Origin of the sequence: Shigella sp. FJ200513 (genome assembly GCF_040495915.1) — a bacterium.
Lineage (GTDB): Bacteria > Pseudomonadota > Gammaproteobacteria > Enterobacterales > Enterobacteriaceae > ECMA0423.
The window spans coordinates 1-20,231 of sequence record NZ_JBDYCV010000065.1 but is presented as its reverse complement, the minus strand read 5'-3'; the positions used below and the strand labels follow the sequence as shown (position 1 = coordinate 20,231).

Genomic DNA, 20,231 nt, shown 5'->3' with positions numbered 1-20,231 from the left:
GAAACGGGAAAGCCCCTCCCGAGGAAGGGGCCTTATAGAAGGAAAGGGTTATGATGAAGTTCGTCATCATACTGGTTGGTTGTTACTCGTAAGTTTCGCAGCTTATTAACAGCCAATCAGAGGGGGGAGAAATCCTCCCTCACCCTTGTGCCTTTACTTTAGGTTGAAAAAAAATCAGCGTCAAGAAGGTTTCATTAACACATATCCCTGGCCCAAAAAGCCGGGGATTTTTTATATCTGCGTTCCGCTAAAAGGTGCAAATGCTCAGGACGTTGCAGCGTTTTGCGTGACCGCTCGGGGAAGGCAAAACTGCTTCAGGGAAAGCGTTGCGCGGGGTCCGGCGCTCATCAACAATCGGGGAGTCAGCAAGGGGCTGAAACGGGAAAGCCCCTCCCGAGGAAGGGGCCTTATAGAAGGAAAGGGTTATGATGAAGTTCGTCATCATACTGGTTGTGTTGTTACTGTTAAGTTTCCCGACTTACTAACAACTGATCAGAGGGGGGAGAAATCCTCCCTTACCCTTGTTCCTTTACTTTAGGTTGAAAAAACAACAGCGTCAATAGGCCTGCCTGCTACGAAGCGAGATCTGTGAACCGCTTTCCGGTTAGCCTTTTTTATCCTGTTGGATCTTCTTGATGATGTTAGTGGTCGAGCAACCGTCTTCGAAGTTGAGCACCAGCACTTCGCCGCCGTTGGCCCAGACTTCTTTACTCCCGGCGATCTCTTCTGGTTTATAGTCGCCGCCCTTCACCAGTAAATCTGGCAGGATCCCGGCGATCAAGCGCTGCGGCGTGTCTTCTTCAAACGACACCACCCAGTCGACCGCTTCCAGTGCGCCCAGCACAATCATACGCTGTTCGAGCGGGTTAACGGGGCGAGAATCCCCTTTCAGCCGTTTGGTGGAGGCATCGCTGTTCACAGCGACAATCAAGCGGTCACCCAGTTTGCGGGCATTTGCCAGATAGAAGACGTGTCCGGCGTGCAGGATGTCAAAGACGCCATTGGTCATCACCACTTTTTCACCGCGTTTACGCGCTGCCGCTACGGCCAGCTTCAGTTCCTCTTCGGTCATCACGCCAAAGCCGGTATCTGCGCGCCCACGCACTGCATTTTCCAGCTCGATCGGCGAAACCGTGGAGGTTCCCAGTTTGCCGACCACCACGCCAGCCGCCGCATTGGCAAAGAAGCAGGCTTCTTCCAGCGAATTACCCGCTGCCAGCGTTGCCGCCAGGACGCCAATCACCGTGTCGCCCGCACCGGTAACGTCATACACTTCCTGCGCCTGGGTTGGCATATGCAGCGGCGCTTTACCCGGTTGCAGCAGCGACATACCCTGTTCGGAACGGGTCACTAACAGAGCCGAGAGTTCGTAATCGGCAATCAGTTTCATGCCGCGCTCAACAATCTCTTCTTCGGTCTTACATTTACCGACAACAGCTTCAAATTCCGAGAGATTCGGTGTCAGCAGCGTAGCGCCGCGGTAGCGCTCAAAATCGGTACCTTTTGGATCAATCAGCACCGGAACGCCCGCTTTACGCGCCAGTTGGATCATCTGCTGTACGCTTGCCAGCGCACCTTTGGCGTAGTCAGAAAGCACCAGCGCGCCAATCGAACTCAGCGCCTGATTAATCCGCTCGTGCAGCGGCTGCGGATCAACACCTTCGAAACCTTCTTCAAAATCCAGACGGATCAGCTGTTGGTTGCGGGAAAGTACCCGTAATTTGGTGATGGTCGGATGCGTCGGTACAGAAACGAAGTCGCATTTGACGTTGACGTCGGCCAGAGATTTACTCAGCGCGCGCGCTGCATCGTCAATGCCCGTCAACCCGACCAGGCGTGCATTAGCACCGAGAGAAGCGATATTCATCGCCACGTTAGCCGCGCCGCCCGGACGTTCTTCGATGGTATTCACTTTAACCACGGGCACCGGCGCTTCCGGCGAGATACGACTGGTGGGGCCGTACCAGTAACGATCCAGCATCACATCACCAACCACCATCACTCCTGCACGTTCAAACTCTGGCAGCGTTACTTTCATTCCTGTCTCCTGAGAGATTCAAAATTTGCGCGCGATAATACCATACTTCATTCTTCCACCAGCCACTTCTGCCAGCTTGCCCGCACCAGATCACGCTCTGCGGTGAAGCAATCCTCCGACACATGGCCCGGCAATTCCTGTAATGCCAGATGATGAAGTTCATCGCGCAGCGTCGTGTAAGCACGGGTCAGCGCCATCGCTTCCTGCTCTTCCATAATGTCGTTTTGCGCCAGCAGCTCCAGAATACGCACGTTGTCTGACCAGCGCGTTAACTTCGGTTTTTCATGAGCGTAGCGCAACACCAGATATTGGGTAATAAATTCGATATCGGTAATTCCGCCTTCATCGGCTTTGATATCAAAGCGATTACGATGTTTATTGCCGAGATGAGCGCGCATTTTCTCGCGCATTTCCCGCACTTCCGTTTGCAGAGTTTTACCTTCTCGCGGCAGTGTCATAATCTCACGACGCACCGCGTCAAAGTGCGCAGTGAGCTGCGGATCGCCGTACACTACACGCGCACGCACCAGCGCCTGATGTTCCCACGTCCAGGCCTCGTTTTTCTGATAATCGGCAAATGCTTCTGCGGATGTCACCAGCATTCCCGCCGCCCCGGACGGACGCAGTCGAGCATCCACTTCATACAAAATGCCGGAAGAGGTACGCGTACTGAACAGATGCATAATGCGTTGCGCCAGACGCAGATAAAACTGCCGCCCGTCGATTTCCCGCTCGCCGTCAGTCATCGCATCCATTGGGCAATCATGGAGGAAGATAAGGTCAAGATCGGAACTGTAGCCTAACTCCCAGCCGCCCAGCTTGCCGTAGCCGACCACCGCAAAACCGCGCCCTTCACGTTCGTTGAGGTGATTTGGCTTACCGTAGCGGGCCACCATTTGACCCCACGCCTGCTGAACGACGGCATCTATCATAGCTTCTGCCAGCCAGGTTAAGTGATCGCTCACTTTCATTACCGGTAGCGTACCGGCGATATCCGCTGCCGCAATGCGTAACAGCTGCGCCTGTTTGAACTGACGCAGCGCCTCAAGCTGTTGTTCTTCGTCATCTTCCGGCACGCGCAGCAAATACTGGCGCAGTTCATCACGGTAGGCATCGGTCGCCGTCGGCTGATAAAGGGTATTTGGATCGAGCAATTCATCCAGCAATAATGGATAACGCGCTAGCTGGCTGGCAATCATCGGCGATGCGGCACACAGAGAAATCAAATGTTTAAGCGCCGCAGGGAATTCACTGAGCAATTCTAAATAGGTTGTGCGGGTAACAATCCCCACCAGCAAGGCGGTAATGCGCGACAGCGTGACAGCAGCGTCTTCACGCGCACAGACATCACTTAGCAGATGTGGCATCAGATGGTCGAGCACCTGACGTCCTCGCGGCCCGATAGTACGCTTATCCAGCTCTTTGCGGAAATCAGCAATCATCGTTAGGACCTGTTTGCGATCATCCTCGCTAAGATGCGCCAGCACTGGCGTAGTGTCATCTTCCTGCAACGCATCCTGCCACAGCTCACGCCACTGTTCCGACAGCGACTCTTCCTGAGTTTCACTTTCGTCGTCGCCAATCAATTCATTAAACACCCGGCGCACATTGGTCATATGTGCGGTCAGCGCCCCGGTCAGTTGCGGCCAGTCAGCAAAGTCCATCGCCCACGCCAGCCGCGCACGGTTAAGCTCATCAGAAGGAAGCGTTTGGGTTTGTTCGTCGTTAATGCTTTGCAGCAGGTTTTCCAGACGCCGCAGGAACAGATATGCCACTCGCAATTGTTCAGCATCGTTTTCAGAAAGCAGATGCAGCGCGGCAATGGCGCTGAGCGTTGGCAGTAAAGAGCGCGACTGCAGCAACGGTTCGCGCCCACCGCGAATGAGCTGGAACACCTGAACGATAAATTCAATTTCGCGAATGCCGCCTGCGCCGAGTTTGATATTGTCGGTCAAACCACGTCGACGCACTTCACGGGCAATCATCCCTTTCATGTTGCGCAGCGACTGAATCACGCTGAAATCGATGTAACGACGGAAAACAAACGGGCGCAGCATCGCACGCAACTCGTTAGCATAGACGCCTTCGCTATCGCCCATAATCCGCGCTTTGACCATCGCGTAACGCTCCCAGTCGCGTCCCTGCTCCTGGTAATAATCCTCCAACGCGGCAAAGCTCAGCACCAGCGGGCCACTTTCGCCAAACGGACGCAGTCGCATATCCACGCGATAGACGAAGCCATCCTGCGTTGGTTGATCCAGCACTTTAATCAGCCGCTGCCCCATGCGGGTAAAAAACTGCGCGTTATCCAGTTCCCGGCGTCCGCCCTGCGTACAACCATGTTCCGGCCAGGCAAAAATCAGATCGATATCAGAGGAGAAATTCAGTTCCCCGCCGCCCAGCTTACCCATGCCTAAGATCAGCAGCGGTTGCGCTTCGCCCTGCGCATTGCACGGCGTTCCCCACTCGCGGCAGCAGGCGTCATACAGCCAGTCACGCGCCGCAACAATCAGCGTCTCCGCCAGATAACTGAGCTGCTGCAATATGCTCTCTTCAGTAACCAGTGCCAGCGTTTGCGCCCATGCGATGCGCACCATAATGCGCCGCCGGAATAGCCGCAGCTCGCGCATTAACCCGGCTTCGTCGCTCACATTACTGAGCGCCTCCTGCAACCACACGCTGTAATGTTGCCATTCGTCAGCCTGTGGCGGTTGGCTTTCCAGTTCCGTCAGCCACTCTGGATGCGCAATCACGCTGTCCTGCACAAAATCACTGAAAGTAAGTACTGACTTCGCCTGTGCACTAAGTGATTCCTCGGCTAAAAGCTCTGGCAGCCGCTCAACAACGGTCTGCCAGTACTGCTGTAACGGTGAAGAGAGCGGCTTCATAAGCGATTTTATCCTTGCCTGATTAACGTTTTCCGCTGTGCAACCAGAACGGTTCCTGATTGTTTGCCTCATTACGGAAATGTTCAATTTCAATGCGTTGCCCGGTCGCAATAGCGTGACGCAGCCCCTGCCAGTTCTCCAGCCAGGCTTGCGCGACGACAGGATCATAGTAACCCGCCAGCAACAGTATTGAGTCAATATCACGCATCAGGCGTGGCAACTGGTCACGGTAGCGATCGCCTAACGGCTGGCAGAAAACGCTTTTCAGTTCAGCGGCATGGCGGGAAAGATGGATATCGGCAAAGCGTTTGAAGGAGTCGCTAATTTTGCCCTGCGCTTTGGCATCTAAAAACGGCTGCCATGCTTTGCTTACCAGCCATTCGGTCAACGCCAGCTTCGCCATTGCCGTTTCGGTAGAGTAGACCGCCGTCACGGCAGAAACCGCAGAAGCGATGGTCGCTTCGCATTGAGTCAGCAAATCACGTAAGTGAGTACTCGCTTTACGCGGCACAATGCCACCGAACAGCATCAGTGTATGACGGACTAGGCTAATGGCTGCCAGCACCTGCTCTTTCGCCGCATCGTTGCCGCGTACCCACAGTTCTTCATGATACTGCCATTGCGCTAACACCAGCTCGAGCGCCGCTTCCAGCCCCTGTTCCACATCGGCTTTTGCCGCAACATGCAAAATGGTGGTCGGTTTGATTTCACGCGCCGGATTGCCCTGCGCCAGATGATAGCCACGCGCCGCTTTGCTCAGGCTGCCCTGGCGTAATCCGGTTTGCGATACCAGTTGGTTCGCCAGTTTCAGCACCGCGCGCGTGTCGCCGCTAAGCAGCTCCAGTTCCAGCTCGCAGATAGGCTCAGCAAATTCACCCGCTTTCACTTCCCCCTGGTCGAGAGCGATTTCAATTCGGCTGCCATCGATCTCTACTAGCCATTTTTCGCGATAAAAATCGGTGCTAAACAGCGACTGCACGCGGGAAGCGAGATCGGCAGGCAATTCGCCGTTCGGCCAGATTTCCGTCGGTAACTGCGCCAGGTCGAGCGTCGGTTCGCTCAACGCCACGTTATATTCCGGGCGCTGGTGTAAGCCGCCTGTCACTCTTCCTGCAACTTTCATGGTCATCTCATAGCGACCGTTTTCGCCACGAATACGTAAGCCCATATCGTGCCTACGCAGCCAGTTATCCGGCGTTTCGTAGTAAATATTCAGCAACTGCACGGGGTCATGGTGCTCGCCGCCCAGCGTATTGAGATGGTCACGCAACGCCTCAACGGCACTGTGATTAACAATAAACTTTAATTCGATTTCCTGAGCCATGGCCTTTACTTATCGGTTATGTCACATAAGTGACGATGAACGGCGAACTTAATGCGATCTTTTTTGTCAGTAGATAGTATTTTGCGCCAAATTGCCATGCAACGGGCAATTTGACGGGCGTAAAAGTTTGAAGCAGTGGCAAGACCTGACACAGAGGATTCCGATTGATGTCGAATGCTTTGCGTAGCGACACTGATGCCACTACTATCGTTCCACTTTCCATGACAATAACGACAGCCTGATGCCAAAATTACGCCTGATCGGATTAACTTTACTCGCACTTAGCGCGACTGCCGTCTCACACGCTGAAGAAACGCGCTATGTTTCTGACGAACTGAATACCTGGGTCCGTAGCGGTCCGGGAGATCATTATCGCCTCGTGGGCACGGTTAACGCCGGCGAGGAAGTGACCTTATTACAAACTGACGCCAACACCAATTATGCCCAGGTGAAAGACAGCTCTGGCCGTACCGCCTGGATCCCGTTGAAACAACTTAGCACTGAGCCAAGCCTGCGCTCCCGTGTGCCAGATCTGGAAAATCAGGTCAAAACCCTGACCGATAAACTCACCAATATCGATAACACCTGGAATCAGCGCACCGCAGAAATGCAGCAAAAAGTGGCGCAGAGCGACAGCGTGATCAACGGGTTAAAAGAAGAAAATCAGAAACTGAAAAACGAGCTGATTGTCGCGCAGAAAAAGGTCGATGCCGCCAGCGTACAGCTGGATGACAAACAGCGCACCATCATCATGCAATGGTTTATGTATGGCGGTGGCGTGCTGGGGCTTGGCTTGCTGCTCGGTCTGGTACTGCCGCACCTGATCCCAAGCCGCAAACGCAAAGATCGCTGGATGAACTAAATCGCCTTCTTCGTTGCACTGTCTTATTATTAGGAATTGTGTATTTGACGAAGGGATGATGGCGTGAAGATTTATCTGGTCGGTGGTGCTGTTCGGGATGCATTGTTAGGACTATCGGTCAAAGACAGAGATTGGGTGGTGGTCGGCAGTACGCCACAGGAGATGCTCGACGCGGGCTACCAGCAGGTAGGCCGCGATTTTCCTGTGTTTCTGCATCCGCAAACGCATGAAGAGTATGCGCTGGCACGTACCGAACGGAAATCCGGTTCCGGTTACACCGGTTTTACTTGCTATACCGCACCGGATGTCACGCTGGAAGATGATCTTAAGCGTCGCGATCTGACCATTAATGCGCTGGCCCAGGACGATAACGGCGAGATTATCGACCCGTACAACGGTCTGGGCGATCTGCAAAATCGTCTGTTGCGCCATGTTTCCCCCGCTTTTGGCGAAGATCCGTTACGCGTACTGCGCGTGGCGCGTTTTGCTGCGCGTTATGCCCACCTCGGTTTTCGTATTGCCGATGAAACTCTGACGCTGATGCGCGAGATGACCCATGCGGGTGAACTGGAACACCTGACGCCTGAACGGGTATGGAAAGAGACGGAAAGCGCCCTCACCACCCGCAATCCCCAGGTGTTCTTCCAGGTACTGCGCGATTGCGGCGCACTTCGCGTTTTATTCCCGGAAATTGACGCACTGTTTGGCGTTCCGGCACCTGCCAGGTGGCATCCGGAAATCGACACGGGTATTCATACCTTAATGACGCTCTCAATGGCGGCGATGCTGAGTCCGCAGGTTGATGTCCGTTTCGCAACTTTATGCCACGATCTCGGTAAAGGACTGACGCCGCCAGAACTTTGGCCGCGTCATCATGGGCATGGCCCGGCGGGTGTTAAGTTAGTGGAACAACTATGCCAGCGTCTGCGCGTGCCAAATGAAATTCGCGATTTAGCCAGACTGGTGGCTGAGTTTCACGATCTCATCCGCACCTTCCCAATGCTGAACCCAAAAACCATCGTCAAATTATTTGATTCCATCGATGCCTGGCGTAAACCGCAGCGTATCGAGCAACTGGCGCTGACCAGCGAGGCTGACGTGCGCGGCAGAACCGGTTTTGAATCAGCGGACTACCCGCAAGGCCGTTGGTTGCGCGAAGGCTGGGAAGTGGCGCAGTCAGTGCCGACAAAAGCGGTCGTTGAAGCGGGATTTAAAGGCGTGGAGATTCGCGAGGAGCTGACCCGACGGCGGATTGCGGCGGTAGCCAGCTGGAAGGAACAACGTTGCCCAAAGCCTGACTGAGTATAAAACTAAACGTTAGCACGAACCGTCCCCTCGCCCCTTCGGGGAGAGGGTTAGGGTGAGGGGAACAGACCAGCACCGGTGCGAACAATCACCCCCACCCCGGCCCTCTCCCTACAGAGCGAGGGAGAAAACCCGGCCTGCTCCCGAACCTTTTCTCAATCAAAAGAACACGACATACACCGCAGCCGCCACAATAAAGCGATAAATGGCGAACGGGATAAACGAAATGCGCTTAATCAATTGCAGGAAGGTTTTAATCGCTATCAGCGCCACCACAAAAGCGGTGATAAACCCAACGGCAAACATCGGGATATCGCCGGTTGTCAGGAAGCCCCAGCTTTTGTAGAGATCGAGCGCCGTTGCGCCCATCATCATCGGTACCGCCAGCAGGAACGAGAACTCGGAAGCAGCGTAACGGCTCACGCCCATCAGCATCCCACCTGAAATGGTCGCCCCGGAACGGGAGAAACCCGGCCACAGCGCCAGACACTGGAAACAGCCAATCATAAACGCCTGACGATAGGTCATATCATCAAGACCCGGCGCACGCGGCTCTTTCGGCTTCAGGCATTCGGCGGCAATCAGCAACAAACCGCCAACGACCAGCGCATACATCACATTTATCGGGTTAAACAATGACTTAATCGTGTCGTGGAATAATAGCCCCAGTACCACCGCCGGAATCATCCCCAGCAAAATGTGGATCAGCGTTAAACGACCTTTGCTTTCACCTTCGTGCTGCAACGGGCGGCCAAAGTGGATGCCAATCAGGCCAAACAGACGCCGCCAGAACATCACTACTACCGCCAGAATTGATCCTAACTGGATCACAACTTCAAAGGTTTTCGCCGTGTCGCCCTCAAACCCCAACAAGTGACCGACAATAATCATATGGCCCGTGCTGGATACCGGCAGAAATTCTGTCAATCCTTCGACCACACCCAATATTGCCGCTATCAGCAGCGAGTGCATATCGCTCATCAATAAACCCCTAAATTATTAAAATGTACCGCTTGTCCGAACTACTGCAGTATGACCAGGTTATAACCGTTTGGTTTAACAGCTGTAAAATTAATTATTTTCTTTCAGATTATTGCCACGCTCAATGATTACGCCAACATTCGCCGCCCGCGCCACTGCGCCTGGCTTGCTGAGTTTGATACGCACCCACGGCGAGTTGAAGCGTGCTAACAGCAGCTCCGCCACCTCTTCAGCCACGCGTTCCACCAGCGCAAAACGCGCCCCCTCGACGTGGCTGACCACCGTTTCTGCAATGTCAGCGTAACTGAGGCAATCCGCCACATCATCACTTTTCGCCGCTTTACGGTTATCCCATGCCATTTCGATATCGAACACTAACTTCTGTTCGATGGTCTGTTCCCAGTCGTAAACACCAATAGTGGTGATTACCGAAAGTTGCTCTATAAATACAATATCCATCACGTCCTGCCTGCTTTTTGGCTAACCGGATACCACTTCCGGCGAAATGTGCGTATTATCCACAGATTCATCGTTGAACACGAATTTTCAAAACGGAACAGCTTATGAGTGCAATCGCGCCTGGAATGATCCTCATCGCGTACCTCTGCGGCTCCATTTCCAGTGCCATTCTGGTTTGCCGCTTGTGTGGGCTGCCCGATCCGCGAACCAGCGGCTCCGGCAATCCAGGCGCAACCAATGTGTTACGTATCGGTGGCAAGGGAGCAGCCGTAGCAGTACTGATTTTCGACGTTCTGAAAGGAATGTTGCCTGTCTGGGGCGCGTATGAATTAGGTGTCAGCCCCTTCTGGCTAGGCTTAATTGCCATCGCCGCCTGTCTTGGACACATCTGGCCCGTTTTCTTCGGTTTTAAAGGAGGAAAAGGCGTTGCTACCGCTTTTGGAGCAATCGCACCAATTAGCTGGGATCTCACCGGAGTAATGGCGGGAACCTGGTTACTGACCGTGCTATTGAGCGGATACTCGTCGCTGGGAGCGATTGTCAGTGCACTGATTGCTCCGTTTTATGTCTGGTGGTTTAAGCCACAATTCACCTTCCCGGTTTCGATGCTCTCTTGCCTGATCCTGCTGCGTCATCATGACAACATCCAGCGTCTGTGGCGTCGTCAGGAGACAAAAATCTGGACGAAATTCAAAAGAAAGCGCGAAAAGGATCCCGAGTGATTTCTGGTGGATCTACATGACCTGATAGCCTTCATCGGGCTTGCCCAGCCGTTGCTGGCACCATGCCGCCAGAAATTCCGCGCAGACACGAATTTCATGCTGCGATAGAGCAGCTCCCGGTAAACAGCCCAGATATTGGCGCTTTGTGCATACTCCGGCAATACTTGCACCAGTTTGCCACTCTCCAGAAACGGCAACACATCCCACTCGGAACGCAGCATAATCCCTTTGCCCTCCAGCGCCCATTGCAACACTATCTCGCCGCTATTGGAGGAAAGATGCCCGCTAACCTTCACCGATTTTTTCTCCTGACCGTTCCCCAACTCCCATATTCCGTGGGTCATATCGCGCTCTTTGGTCACCAGACAGTCATGACGACTTAATTCCTGTAATGATTGTGGCTGCGGATATTTTTGCAGATACTCAGGTGCTGCGCATAATATTCTTTTATTTTTCGTTAACAGATGCGCAATATAATAATCAGGAATTTCGTCATTAATACGAATATCCAGATCAATATTATCCTGCACTAAATCAATTTGCCGATCGAACAATTCAAAATGCACCTGTAACTCAGGATAATTGCGCATAAGTTCGGTAATGGCTGGCGCAATATGGCTGCGCCCAAAACCAAAACTGCAACCAATACGAATCATCCCCTCCGGGCGCGTTTTGATTTGCGTGACGTCATCGACCAGTCGCTGATATTGGGTGAGGATTTCCAGCGCATGTTCGTAACAACGTTGGCCACTTTCAGTCAGCGCCACGCCGCGAGCGGAGCGGTTCAGCAGCGTTGTTGCCAGCGTATTTTCAAGGATTTGGATCCGCTTGGTGACAAATGCAGGCGTTTGCCCAAGCGTCGCCGCTGCAGCACTAAAACTCCCGCTGTGGACGATTTCTACCAGTACCTGCAAGTCTTTGGCTAAAGGCCAGCTATTCAGCATCGTTAATTATCCGCAGTTGTGATAAGCGCAGTGTATTTCGCAAAACATTGCCATTCCCTGCTCTGGCGCAATATTCATTCTTATTTTCGCGTTGATTCACGAACTGTTAATTACATATTAACGGTGGCAAAAAATATAAAACCACATTTTTAGTGTTAGTTTGTGGCGGTGAATTTTTCCAGACAAATACAAAAACTGGAGTTGCCATGATGAGCGAAAGTAATAAGCAACAGGCAGTGAATAAGTTGACAGAGATTGTCGCTAACTTTACCGCCATGATTTCTACCCGAATGCCTGATGACGTGGTGGATAAACTAAAACAGCTAAAGGATGCCGAAACGTCGTCGATGGGGAAAATTATCTACCATACGATGTTCGACAACATGCAAAAAGCGATTGACCTGAATCGTCCTGCCTGTCAGGACACCGGGGAGATTATGTTCTTCGTTAAAGTCGGTTCCCGCTTCCCACTGCTTGGCGAGCTGCAAAGCATACTCAAACAAGCCGTGGAAGAGGCAACCGTCAAAGCGCCACTACGTCACAATGCGGTAGAAATTTTTGACGAAGTAAACACCGGCAAAAATACCGGTAGCGGCGTACCGTGGGTCACCTGGGACATCATCCCCGACAATGACGATGCGGAAATCGAAGTTTACATGGCAGGCGGCGGCTGCACGCTACCTGGCCGCTCGAAAGTGTTAATGCCGTCAGAAGGCTACGAAGGCGTGGTGAAATTCGTCTTCGAAAATATCTCCACCCTCGCCGTAAACGCCTGTCCACCGGTACTGGTGGGCGTGGGCATCGCCACCTCGGTGGAAACCGCCGCCGTACTCTCGCGTAAAGCCATTTTGCGCCCGATTGGCAGCCGCCATCCCAATCCAAAAGCGGCAGAACTGGAGCTACGCCTGGAAGAAGGACTCAACCGTCTGGGGATTGGTCCACAAGGGCTGACCGGCAACAGTTCAGTGATGGGCGCATCGTCGCGGCACGCTGCTGGTTCATGCCGATCTCACCTTTGAAAATCTGTCTCACACCCGGAGCGCGTTATGAAAAAGATCCTGACAACCCCGATCAAAGCTGAAGATCTGCAAGATATTCGCGTCGGCGATGTGATCTACCTGACCGGTACGCTGGTGACCTGCCGCGACGTTTGTCACCGCCGTTTGATCGAACTGAAACGTCCGATCCCTTACGATCTCAACGGCAAAGCGATTTTCCACGCTGGCCCCATCGTGCGCAAAAACGGCGACAAATGGGAGATGGTCTCCGTCGGCCCGACAACCAGTATGCGTATGGAAAGTTTTGAACGTGAATTTATTGAGCAGACCGGCGTAAAACTGGTGGTTGGCAAAGGTGGTATGGGGCCGCTGACCGAAGAAGGCTGCCAGAAATTCAAGGCGTTACATGTGATTTTCCCAGCAGGCTGCGCGGTGCTGGCGGCAACCCAGGTAGAAGAGATTGAAGAAGTGCACTGGACAGAACTCGGGATGCCGGAGTCACTGTGGGTCTGCCGGGTCAAAGAGTTCGGCCCGCTGATTGTCTCTATTGATACCCACGGCAACAACCTGATAGCCGAAAACAAAAAGCTGTTCGCCGAACGCCGCGATCCCATCGTGGAAGAGATCTGCGAGCACGTCCATTACATCAAATAACCCTCCCGGAGAGGCTCACCCCTCTCCTTTTTCGCAGGCATAACACGATGAAACCTTCCACTGAATGGTGGCGATATCTTGCGCCGCTGGCGGTCATCGCCATTATTGCTCTACTTCCGGTTCCCGCAGGGCTGGAGAACCATACCTGGCTCTACTTTGCCGTTTTTACTGGCGTGATCGTTGGACTGATCCTCGAACCCGTGCCGGGTGCCGTGGTGGCGATGGTGGGTATCTCCATCATCGCCATACTCTCTCCCTGGCTGCTGTTCAGCCCCGAACAGCTCGCCCAGCCAGGCTTTAAGTTCACCGCCAAATCCCTCTCCTGGGCAGTTTCTGGTTTTTCTAATTCGGTTATCTGGCTCATTTTCGCCGCCTTTATGTTTGGCACAGGCTATGAAAAAACCGGGCTTGGACGCCGCATTGCGCTGATTCTGGTGAAAAAGATGGGGCATCGCACGCTGTTTCTCGGCTATGCGGTGATGTTCTCCGAGCTGATCCTGGCACCTGTAACACCGTCCAACTCGGCGCGTGGTGCGGGTATTATCTATCCCATCATCCGTAACCTGCCACCGCTCTATCAATCACAACCAAACGACAGCAGTTCGCGCAGCATTGGCTCGTACATCATGTGGATGGGGATTGTTGCCGACTGCGTGACCAGCGCCATTTTCCTGACGGCGATGGCACCTAACTTGCTGTTAATTGGACTGATGAAAAGCGCATCTCACGCCACGCTGAGTTGGGGCGACTGGTTCCTCGGGATGTTGCCGCTCAGCATTTTACTGGTTCTGCTGGTTCCCTGGCTGGCTTACGTGCTGTACCCGCCGGTACTGAAGTCTGGTGATCAGGTGCCGCGCTGGGCAGAGACGGAACTGCAGGCAATGGGCCCGCTCTGTTCGCGTGAAAAACGGATGCTGGGGCTGATGGTAGGCGCGCTGGTGCTGTGGATTTTCGGCGGTGATTATATCGATGCCGCGATGGTCGGTTACAGCGTGGTGGCGCTGATGCTGCTTCTGCGCATTATCAGTTGGGACGACATTGTCAGTAATAAAGCGGCATGGAACGTTTTCTTCTGGCTGGCCTCGCTTATCACCCTCGCGACCGGACTCAACAATACCGGTTTTATTAGCTGGTTTGGCAAACTGTTAGCAGGCAGCTTAAGTGGTTATTCGCCGACGATGGTGATGGTGACGTTGATTGTGGTGTTTTATCTACTGCGCTACTTTTTCGCCAGCGCCACGGCGTATACCTGCGCCCTCGCACCGATGATGATCGCCGCCGCGCTGGCGATGCCGGAAATCCCGCTGCCGGTGTTCTGCCTGATGGTTGGCGCGGCAATTGGTCTGGGGAGCATTCTTACACCATACGCCACCGGACCCAGTCCGATTTACTACGGTAGTGGTTATCTGCCAACGGCGGATTACTGGCGACTGGGGGCGATTTTTGGGCTGATATTCCTCGTGTTGCTGGTGATTACCGGCTTACTGTGGATGCCCGTGGTGTTGCTTTAAGTGAGGACGGTGCCGGAAATTGCTCTCCGGCACCCAATAGTTTTACGCAGCCGGTAACTCCGCCAGCGGCCAGCGCGGACGCACGCTAACGCCGAGATCCGCCGTCGCGCCTGCTTTAAACCGCACCATTCCGGCATAGGCGATCATCGCGCCGTTATCAGTACAAAATTCCGGACGCGCGTAGAACACTTCGCCGCGGCGTTTTTTCATCATTTCAGCCAGCTTCGCCCGTAACGTGCGGTTAGCACTCACGCCGCCCGCCATGACCAGTCGCTTAAAGCCCGTCTGATCCAACGCTCGCTTACACTTAATCATCAACGTATCGACCACCGCATCTTCAAAGGCGCGGGCGATATCAGCACGCGTCTGGTCGTCGGTGCCGTTGTCACGAATCGTGTTCGCCGCAAAGGTTTTCAGACCAGAAAAGCTGAAATCCAGCCCCGGACGGTCGGTCATCGGACGCGGGAAAACAAAGCGCCCGGCAGTACCCTGAGCCGCCATTTTCGACAGTAACGGTCCGCCAGGATAATCCAGCCCCAGCAGCTTCGCGGTTTTATCAAACGCTTCACCGGCGGCATCATCGATAGACTCGCCGAGCAGCTCGTACTGACCAATGCCAGTCACGCTGATTAACTGCGTATGACCGCCGGACACCAGCAGCGCGACAAACGGAAATTCCGGCGGGTTATCTTCCAGCATCGGCGCTAACAGATGCCCTTCCATATGGTGTACCGGGATTGCCGGAACGTTCCAGGCAAACGCCAGAGAACGCCCCACGGTTGCGCCAACCAGCAGTGCGCCGACTAATCCAGGGCCTGCGGTATAGGCCACAGCATCAATGTCTTTTGCCGTTAAACCAGACTCCTTTAGCGCCGCCTGGATCAACGGTACGGTTTTACGCACATGATCGCGGGAGGCCAGTTCAGGCACGACGCCGCCGTAGTCAGCGTGCAATTTCACCTGACTATACAATTGGTTGGCTAACAAACCTTTTTCATCGTCGTAAATGGCGATGCCGGTTTCATCGCAGGAAGTTTCAATACCCAGTACACGCATGACTTGTTTTACCTCGCTTTATTACCGCGCAGTGTAGGACCAATGCGGGTTGATGTAAAACTTTGTTCGCCCCTGGAGAAAGCCTCGTGTATACTCCTCACCCTTATAAAAGTCCCTTTCAAAAAAGGCCGCGGTGCTTTACAAAGCAGCAGCAATTGCAGTAAAATTCCGCACCATTTTGAAATAAGCTGGCGTTGATGCCAGCGGCAAACCGAATTAATCAAAGGTGAGAGGCACATGCCGGTAATTAAAGTACGTGAAAACGAGCCGTTCGACGTAGCTCTGCGTCGCTTCAAGCGTTCCTGCGAAAAAGCAGGTGTTCTGGCGGAAGTTCGTCGTCGTGAGTTCTATGAAAAACCGACTACCGAACGTAAGCGCGCTAAAGCTTCTGCAGTGAAACGTCACGCGAAGAAACTGGCTCGCGAAAACGCACGCCGCACTCGTCTGTACTAATTCCCCGAGAGCGTTGCTCTCCGATCAGACCGAGTTGTAGTTGTAAGGCCGTGCTTCCGAAAGGAATGCGCGGCTTATTTTCGTTTATGAATTGCTAAAAATCGGGGCCTATGGCTGGACGAATCCCACGCGTATTCATTAATGATCTGCTGGCACGCACTGACATCGTCGATCTGATCGATGCCCGTGTGAAGCTGAAAAAGCAGGGCAAGAATTTCCACGCGTGTTGTCCATTCCACAACGAGAAAACCCCGTCATTCACCGTTAACGGTGAGAAACAGTTTTACCACTGCTTTGGATGTGGCGCGCACGGCAACGCGATCGACTTCCTGATGAACTACGACAAGCTCGAGTTCGTCGAAACGGTCGAAGAGCTGGCAGCAATGCACAATCTTGAAGTGCCATTTGAAGCAGGCAGCGGCCCCAGCCAGATCGAGCGCCATCAGAGGCAAACGCTTTATCAGTTGATGGACGGTCTGAATACGTTTTACCAACAATCTTTACAACAACCTGTTGCCACGTCTGCGCGCCAGTATCTGGAAAAACGCGGATTAAGCCACGAGGTTATCGCTCGCTTTGCGATTGGTTTTGCGCCCCCCGGCTGGGACAACGTCCTGAAGCGGTTTGGCGGCAATCCAGAAAATCGCCAGTCATTGATTGATGCGGGGATGTTGGTCACTAACGATCAGGGACGCAGTTACGATCGTTTCCGCGAACGGGTGATGTTCCCCATTCGCGATAAACGCGGTCGGGTGATTGGTTTTGGCGGGCGCGTGCTGGGCAACGATACCCCCAAATACCTGAACTCGCCGGAAACAGACATTTTCCATAAAGGCCGCCAGCTTTACGGTCTTTATGAAGCGCAGCAGGATAACGCTGAACCCAATCGTCTGCTTGTGGTCGAAGGCTATATGGACGTGGTGGCGCTGGCGCAATACGGCATTAATTACGCCGTTGCGTCGTTAGGTACGTCAACCACCGCCGATCACATACAACTGTTGTTCCGCGCGACCAACAATGTCATTTGCTGTTATGACGGCGACCGTGCAGGCCGCGATGCCGCATGGCGAGCGCTGGAAACGGCGCTGCCTTACATGACAGACGGCCGTCAGCTACGCTTTATGTTTTTGCCGGATGGCGAAGACCCTGACACGCTGGTACGAAAAGAAGGTAAAGAAGCGTTTGAAGCGCGGATGGAGCAGGCGATGCCACTCTCCGCATTTCTGTTTAACAGTCTGATGCCGCAAGTTGATCTGAGTACCCCTGACGGGCGCGCACGTTTGAGTACGCTGGCACTGCCATTGATATCGCAAGTGCCGGGCGAAACGCTGCGAATATATCTTCGTCAGGAATTAGGCAACAAATTAGGCATACTTGATGACAGCCAGCTTGAACGATTAATGCCAAAAGCGGCAGAGAGCGGCGTTTCTCGCCCTGTTCCGCAGCTAAAACGCACGACCATGCGTATACTTATAGGGTTGCTGGTGCAAAATCCAGAATTAGCGACGTTGGTCCCGCCGCTTGAGAATCTGGATGAAAATAAGCTCCCTGGACTTGGCTTATTCAGAGAACTGGTCAACACTTGTCTCTCCCAGCCAGGTCTGACCACCGGGCAACTTTTAGAGCACTATCGTGGTACAAATAATGCTGCCACCCTTGAAAAACTGTCGATGTGGGACGATATAGCAGATAAGAATATTGCTGAGCAAACCTTCACCGACTCACTCAACCATATGTTTGATTCGCTGCTTGAACTGCGCCAGGAAGAGTTAATCGCTCGTGAGCGCACGCATGGTTTAAGCAACGAAGAACGCCTGGAGCTCTGGACATTAAACCAGGAGCTGGCGAAAAAGTGATTTAACGGCTTAAGTGCCGAAGAGCGATCGGGAAGCCCCCGACAGCCGCACTGAGAGGCAGCGGCAAATATATAAGTACGCCCTCGTAATTATCGTTGGCGGTAAACAACCGTTGGATTTCAGCGTTAACGGCTGAAGGACATCGGGTCAATCGCCCAACACCAACCTCATGAAATAAGTGTGGATACCGTCTTATGGAGCAAAACCCGCAGTCACAGCTGAAACTTCTTGTCACCCGTGGTAAGGAGCAAGGCTATCTGACCTATGCCGAGGTCAATGACCATCTGCCGGAAGATATCGTCGATTCAGATCAGATCGAAGACATCATCCAAATGATCAACGACATGGGCATTCAGGTGATGGAAGAAGCACCGGATGCCGATGATCTGATGCTGGCTGAAAACACCGCGGACGAAGATGCTGCCGAAGCCGCCGCGCAGGTGCTTTCCAGCGTGGAATCTGAAATCGGGCGCACGACTGACCCGGTACGCATGTACATGCGTGAAATGGGCACCGTTGAACTGTTGACCCGCGAAGGCGAAATTGACATCGCTAAGCGTATTGAAGACGGGATCAACCAGGTTCAATGCTCCGTTGCTGAATATCCGGAAGCGATCACCTATCTGCTGGAACAGTACGATCGTGTTGAAGCAGAAGAAGCGCGTCTGTCCGATCTGATCACCGGCTTTGTTGACCCGAACGCAGAAGAAGATCTGGCACCTACCGCCACTCACGTCGGTTCTGAGCTTTCCCAGGAAGATCTGGACGATGACGAAGATGAAGACGAAGAAGATGGCGATGACGACAGCGCCGATGATGACAACAGCATCGACCCGGAACTGGCTCGCGAAAAATTTGCGGAACTACGCGCTCAGTACGTTGTAACGCGTGACACCATCAAAGCGAAAGGTCGCAGTCACGCTGCCGCTCAGGAAGAGATCCTGAAACTGTCTGAAGTATTCAAACAGTTCCGCCTGGTGCCGAAGCAGTTTGACTACCTGGTCAACAGCATGCGCGTCATGATGGACCGCGTTCGTACGCAAGAACGTCTGATCATGAAGCTCTGCGTTGAGCAGTGCAAAATGCCGAAGAAAAACTTCATTACCCTGTTTACCGGCAACGAAACCAGCGATACCTGGTTCAACGCGGCAATTGCGATGAACAAGCCGTGGTCGGAAAAACTGCACGATGTCTCTGAAGAAGTGCACCGCGCCCTGCAAAAACTGCAGCAGATTGAAGAAGAAACCGGCCTGACCATCGAGCAGGTTAAAGATATCAACCGTCGTATGTCCATCGGTGAAGCGAAAGCCCGCCGTGCGAAGAAAGAGATGGTTGAAGCGAACTTACGTCTGGTTATTTCTATCGCCAAGAAATACACCAACCGTGGCTTGCAGTTCCTTGACCTGATTCAGGAAGGTAACATCGGCCTGATGAAAGCGGTTGATAAATTCGAATACCGCCGTGGTTACAAGTTCTCCACCTACGCAACCTGGTGGATCCGTCAGGCGATCACCCGTTCTATCGCGGATCAGGCGCGCACCATCCGTATTCCGGTGCATATGATTGAGACTATCAACAAACTCAACCGTATTTCTCGCCAGATGCTGCAAGAGATGGGCCGTGAACCGACGCCGGAAGAACTGGCTGAACGTATGCTGATGCCGGAAGACAAGATCCGCAAAGTGCTGAAGATCGCCAAAGAGCCAATCTCCATGGAAACGCCGATCGGTGATGATGAAGATTCGCATCTGGGGGATTTCATCGAGGATACCACCCTCGAGCTGCCGCTGGATTCTGCGACCACCGAAAGCCTGCGTGCGGCAACGCACGACGTGCTGGCTGGCCTGACCGCGCGTGAAGCAAAAGTTCTGCGTATGCGTTTCGGTATCGATATGAACACCGACCACACGCTGGAAGAAGTGGGTAAACAGTTCGACGTTACCCGCGAACGTATCCGTCAGATCGAAGCGAAGGCGCTGCGCAAACTGCGTCACCCGAGCCGTTCTGAAGTGTTGCGTAGCTTCCTGGACGATTAATCGGTAGGCCGGATCAGGCGTTACGCCGCACCCGGCACTAGTCTCTCTGCACAAACGCCACCTTTTCGGTGTAATGCCGATCAGTTAAGGATCAGTTGACCGATCCAGTGGCTGTGTAAGAATCCGGAAACGCTCACTTGTTTC

Annotated in this window: 15 protein-coding genes and 3 pseudogenes; 11 read left to right on the top strand and 7 right to left on the bottom strand. The window is 53.4% G+C overall.

Annotation, left to right across the window (positions count from 1 at the left end; translation table 11 throughout):
• Window positions 1–50 precede the first annotated feature (50 nt).
• Together ABZJ92_RS14200 and ibsE are read left to right on the top strand one after the other, a co-directional pair.
• Window positions 51–109 (top strand): annotated as a pseudogene (locus tag ABZJ92_RS14200) (type I toxin-antitoxin system Ibs family toxin).
• A 316-nt stretch (window positions 110–425) separates the two neighbouring features.
• The gene (ibsE, locus tag ABZJ92_RS14195) at window positions 426–485 is read left to right on the top strand and encodes a type I toxin-antitoxin system Ibs family toxin (protein ID WP_001387082.1); all 60 of its coding nucleotides are present in this window, start codon (window positions 426–428) and stop codon (window positions 483–485) included.
• Between the two features lie 119 nt (window positions 486–604).
• On the opposite strand, the gene hldE is transcribed toward ibsE, so the two are convergent.
• From hldE to ygiF, 3 genes are read right to left on the bottom strand one after another with little or no spacing between them, the layout of a single operon-like run.
• Complete coding sequence (gene hldE, locus ABZJ92_RS14190; protein WP_000869173.1) at window positions 605–2,038, bottom strand: bifunctional D-glycero-beta-D-manno-heptose-7-phosphate kinase/D-glycero-beta-D-manno-heptose 1-phosphate adenylyltransferase HldE; 1,434 nt, start codon at window positions 2,036–2,038, stop codon at window positions 605–607.
• 47 nt (window positions 2,039–2,085) lie between these two features.
• Window positions 2,086–4,926 carry a bifunctional [glutamate--ammonia ligase]-adenylyl-L-tyrosine phosphorylase/[glutamate--ammonia-ligase] adenylyltransferase gene (gene glnE / locus ABZJ92_RS14185; protein WP_005051914.1) on the bottom strand — a complete coding sequence of 947 codons (2,841 nt, stop codon included), beginning with the start codon at window positions 4,924–4,926 and terminating at the stop codon, window positions 2,086–2,088.
• 22 nt (window positions 4,927–4,948) lie between these two features.
• Window positions 4,949–6,250, bottom strand: a complete 1,302-nt coding sequence (ygiF, locus tag ABZJ92_RS14180; RefSeq protein ID WP_000046320.1) for an inorganic triphosphatase — start codon at window positions 6,248–6,250, stop codon at window positions 4,949–4,951.
• Window positions 6,251–6,491: 241 nt separating this feature from the next.
• Here ygiF and ABZJ92_RS14175 point away from each other — a divergent pair, with 241 nt between their 5' ends.
• Together ABZJ92_RS14175 and cca are read left to right on the top strand one after the other, a co-directional pair.
• Window positions 6,492–7,112, top strand: coding sequence for a TIGR04211 family SH3 domain-containing protein (locus ABZJ92_RS14175; protein WP_001125331.1), 621 nt, complete (start codon window positions 6,492–6,494; stop codon window positions 7,110–7,112).
• Between the two features lie 63 nt (window positions 7,113–7,175).
• Complete coding sequence (gene cca / locus ABZJ92_RS14170; protein ID WP_000708529.1) at window positions 7,176–8,414, top strand: fused tRNA nucleotidyltransferase/2',3'-cyclic phosphodiesterase/2' nucleotidase/phosphatase Cca; 1,239 nt, start codon at window positions 7,176–7,178, stop codon at window positions 8,412–8,414.
• A 162-nt stretch (window positions 8,415–8,576) separates the two neighbouring features.
• Here the strand turns inward: cca and bacA are convergent, their stop codons facing one another.
• Together bacA and folB are read right to left on the bottom strand one after the other, a co-directional pair.
• Window positions 8,577–9,398 carry an undecaprenyl-diphosphate phosphatase gene (gene bacA / locus ABZJ92_RS14165; protein WP_001305111.1) on the bottom strand — a complete coding sequence of 274 codons (822 nt, stop codon included), beginning with the start codon at window positions 9,396–9,398 and terminating at the stop codon, window positions 8,577–8,579.
• Between the two features lie 90 nt (window positions 9,399–9,488).
• Entirely contained in the window at window positions 9,489–9,857 is a 369-nt protein-coding gene (gene folB, locus ABZJ92_RS14160; RefSeq protein WP_001295541.1) for a bifunctional dihydroneopterin aldolase/7,8-dihydroneopterin epimerase, read from the bottom strand.
• Window positions 9,858–9,961: 104 nt separating this feature from the next.
• Between folB and plsY the strand changes: the two genes are divergently transcribed.
• Complete coding sequence (plsY, locus tag ABZJ92_RS14155; protein WP_001272798.1) at window positions 9,962–10,579, top strand: glycerol-3-phosphate 1-O-acyltransferase PlsY; 618 nt, start codon at window positions 9,962–9,964, stop codon at window positions 10,577–10,579.
• Window positions 10,580–10,591: 12 nt separating this feature from the next.
• Here plsY and ttdR read toward each other — a convergent pair.
• A pseudogene (ttdR, locus tag ABZJ92_RS14150) lies at window positions 10,592–11,523 on the bottom strand (L-tartrate utilization transcriptional activator TtdR).
• Window positions 11,524–11,729: 206 nt separating this feature from the next.
• Between ttdR and ttdA the strand changes: the two are divergent.
• The 3 genes and pseudogenes from ttdA to ttdT all read left to right on the top strand — a co-directional run bounded on the left by ttdA (window position 11,730) and on the right by ttdT (window position 14,686).
• Window positions 11,730–12,573: pseudogene (gene ttdA, locus ABZJ92_RS14145) on the top strand (L(+)-tartrate dehydratase subunit alpha).
• Window positions 12,570–13,175: a L(+)-tartrate dehydratase subunit beta gene (gene ttdB / locus ABZJ92_RS14140; RefSeq protein ID WP_000722957.1), complete on the top strand. Its 606-nt coding sequence runs from the start codon at window positions 12,570–12,572 to the stop codon at window positions 13,173–13,175. Before ttdA ends, ttdB begins: the two are co-directional and overlap by 4 nt.
• A gap of 47 nt (window positions 13,176–13,222) precedes the next feature.
• A complete protein-coding gene (gene ttdT / locus ABZJ92_RS14135; RefSeq protein WP_000804975.1) occupies window positions 13,223–14,686 on the top strand; it encodes an L-tartrate/succinate antiporter in 1,464 nt (487 codons plus the stop codon).
• 42 nt (window positions 14,687–14,728) lie between these two features.
• Here ttdT and tsaD read toward each other — a convergent pair whose 3' ends face one another.
• Entirely contained in the window at window positions 14,729–15,742 is a 1,014-nt protein-coding gene (gene tsaD, locus ABZJ92_RS14130; RefSeq protein ID WP_001264365.1) for a tRNA (adenosine(37)-N6)-threonylcarbamoyltransferase complex transferase subunit TsaD, read from the bottom strand.
• Window positions 15,743–15,979: 237 nt separating this feature from the next.
• Here tsaD and rpsU point away from each other — a divergent pair, with 237 nt between their 5' ends.
• From rpsU to rpoD, 3 genes are all read left to right on the top strand, one after another.
• Entirely contained in the window at window positions 15,980–16,195 is a 216-nt protein-coding gene (rpsU, locus tag ABZJ92_RS14125) for a 30S ribosomal protein S21 (protein WP_001144069.1), read from the top strand.
• 110 nt (window positions 16,196–16,305) lie between these two features.
• A complete protein-coding gene (gene dnaG / locus ABZJ92_RS14120; protein WP_000918827.1) occupies window positions 16,306–18,051 on the top strand; it encodes a DNA primase in 1,746 nt (581 codons plus the stop codon).
• A gap of 194 nt (window positions 18,052–18,245) precedes the next feature.
• Window positions 18,246–20,087 carry an RNA polymerase sigma factor RpoD gene (gene rpoD, locus ABZJ92_RS14115; protein ID WP_000437371.1) on the top strand — a complete coding sequence of 614 codons (1,842 nt, stop codon included), beginning with the start codon at window positions 18,246–18,248 and terminating at the stop codon, window positions 20,085–20,087.
• Window positions 20,088–20,231 lie beyond the last annotated feature (144 nt).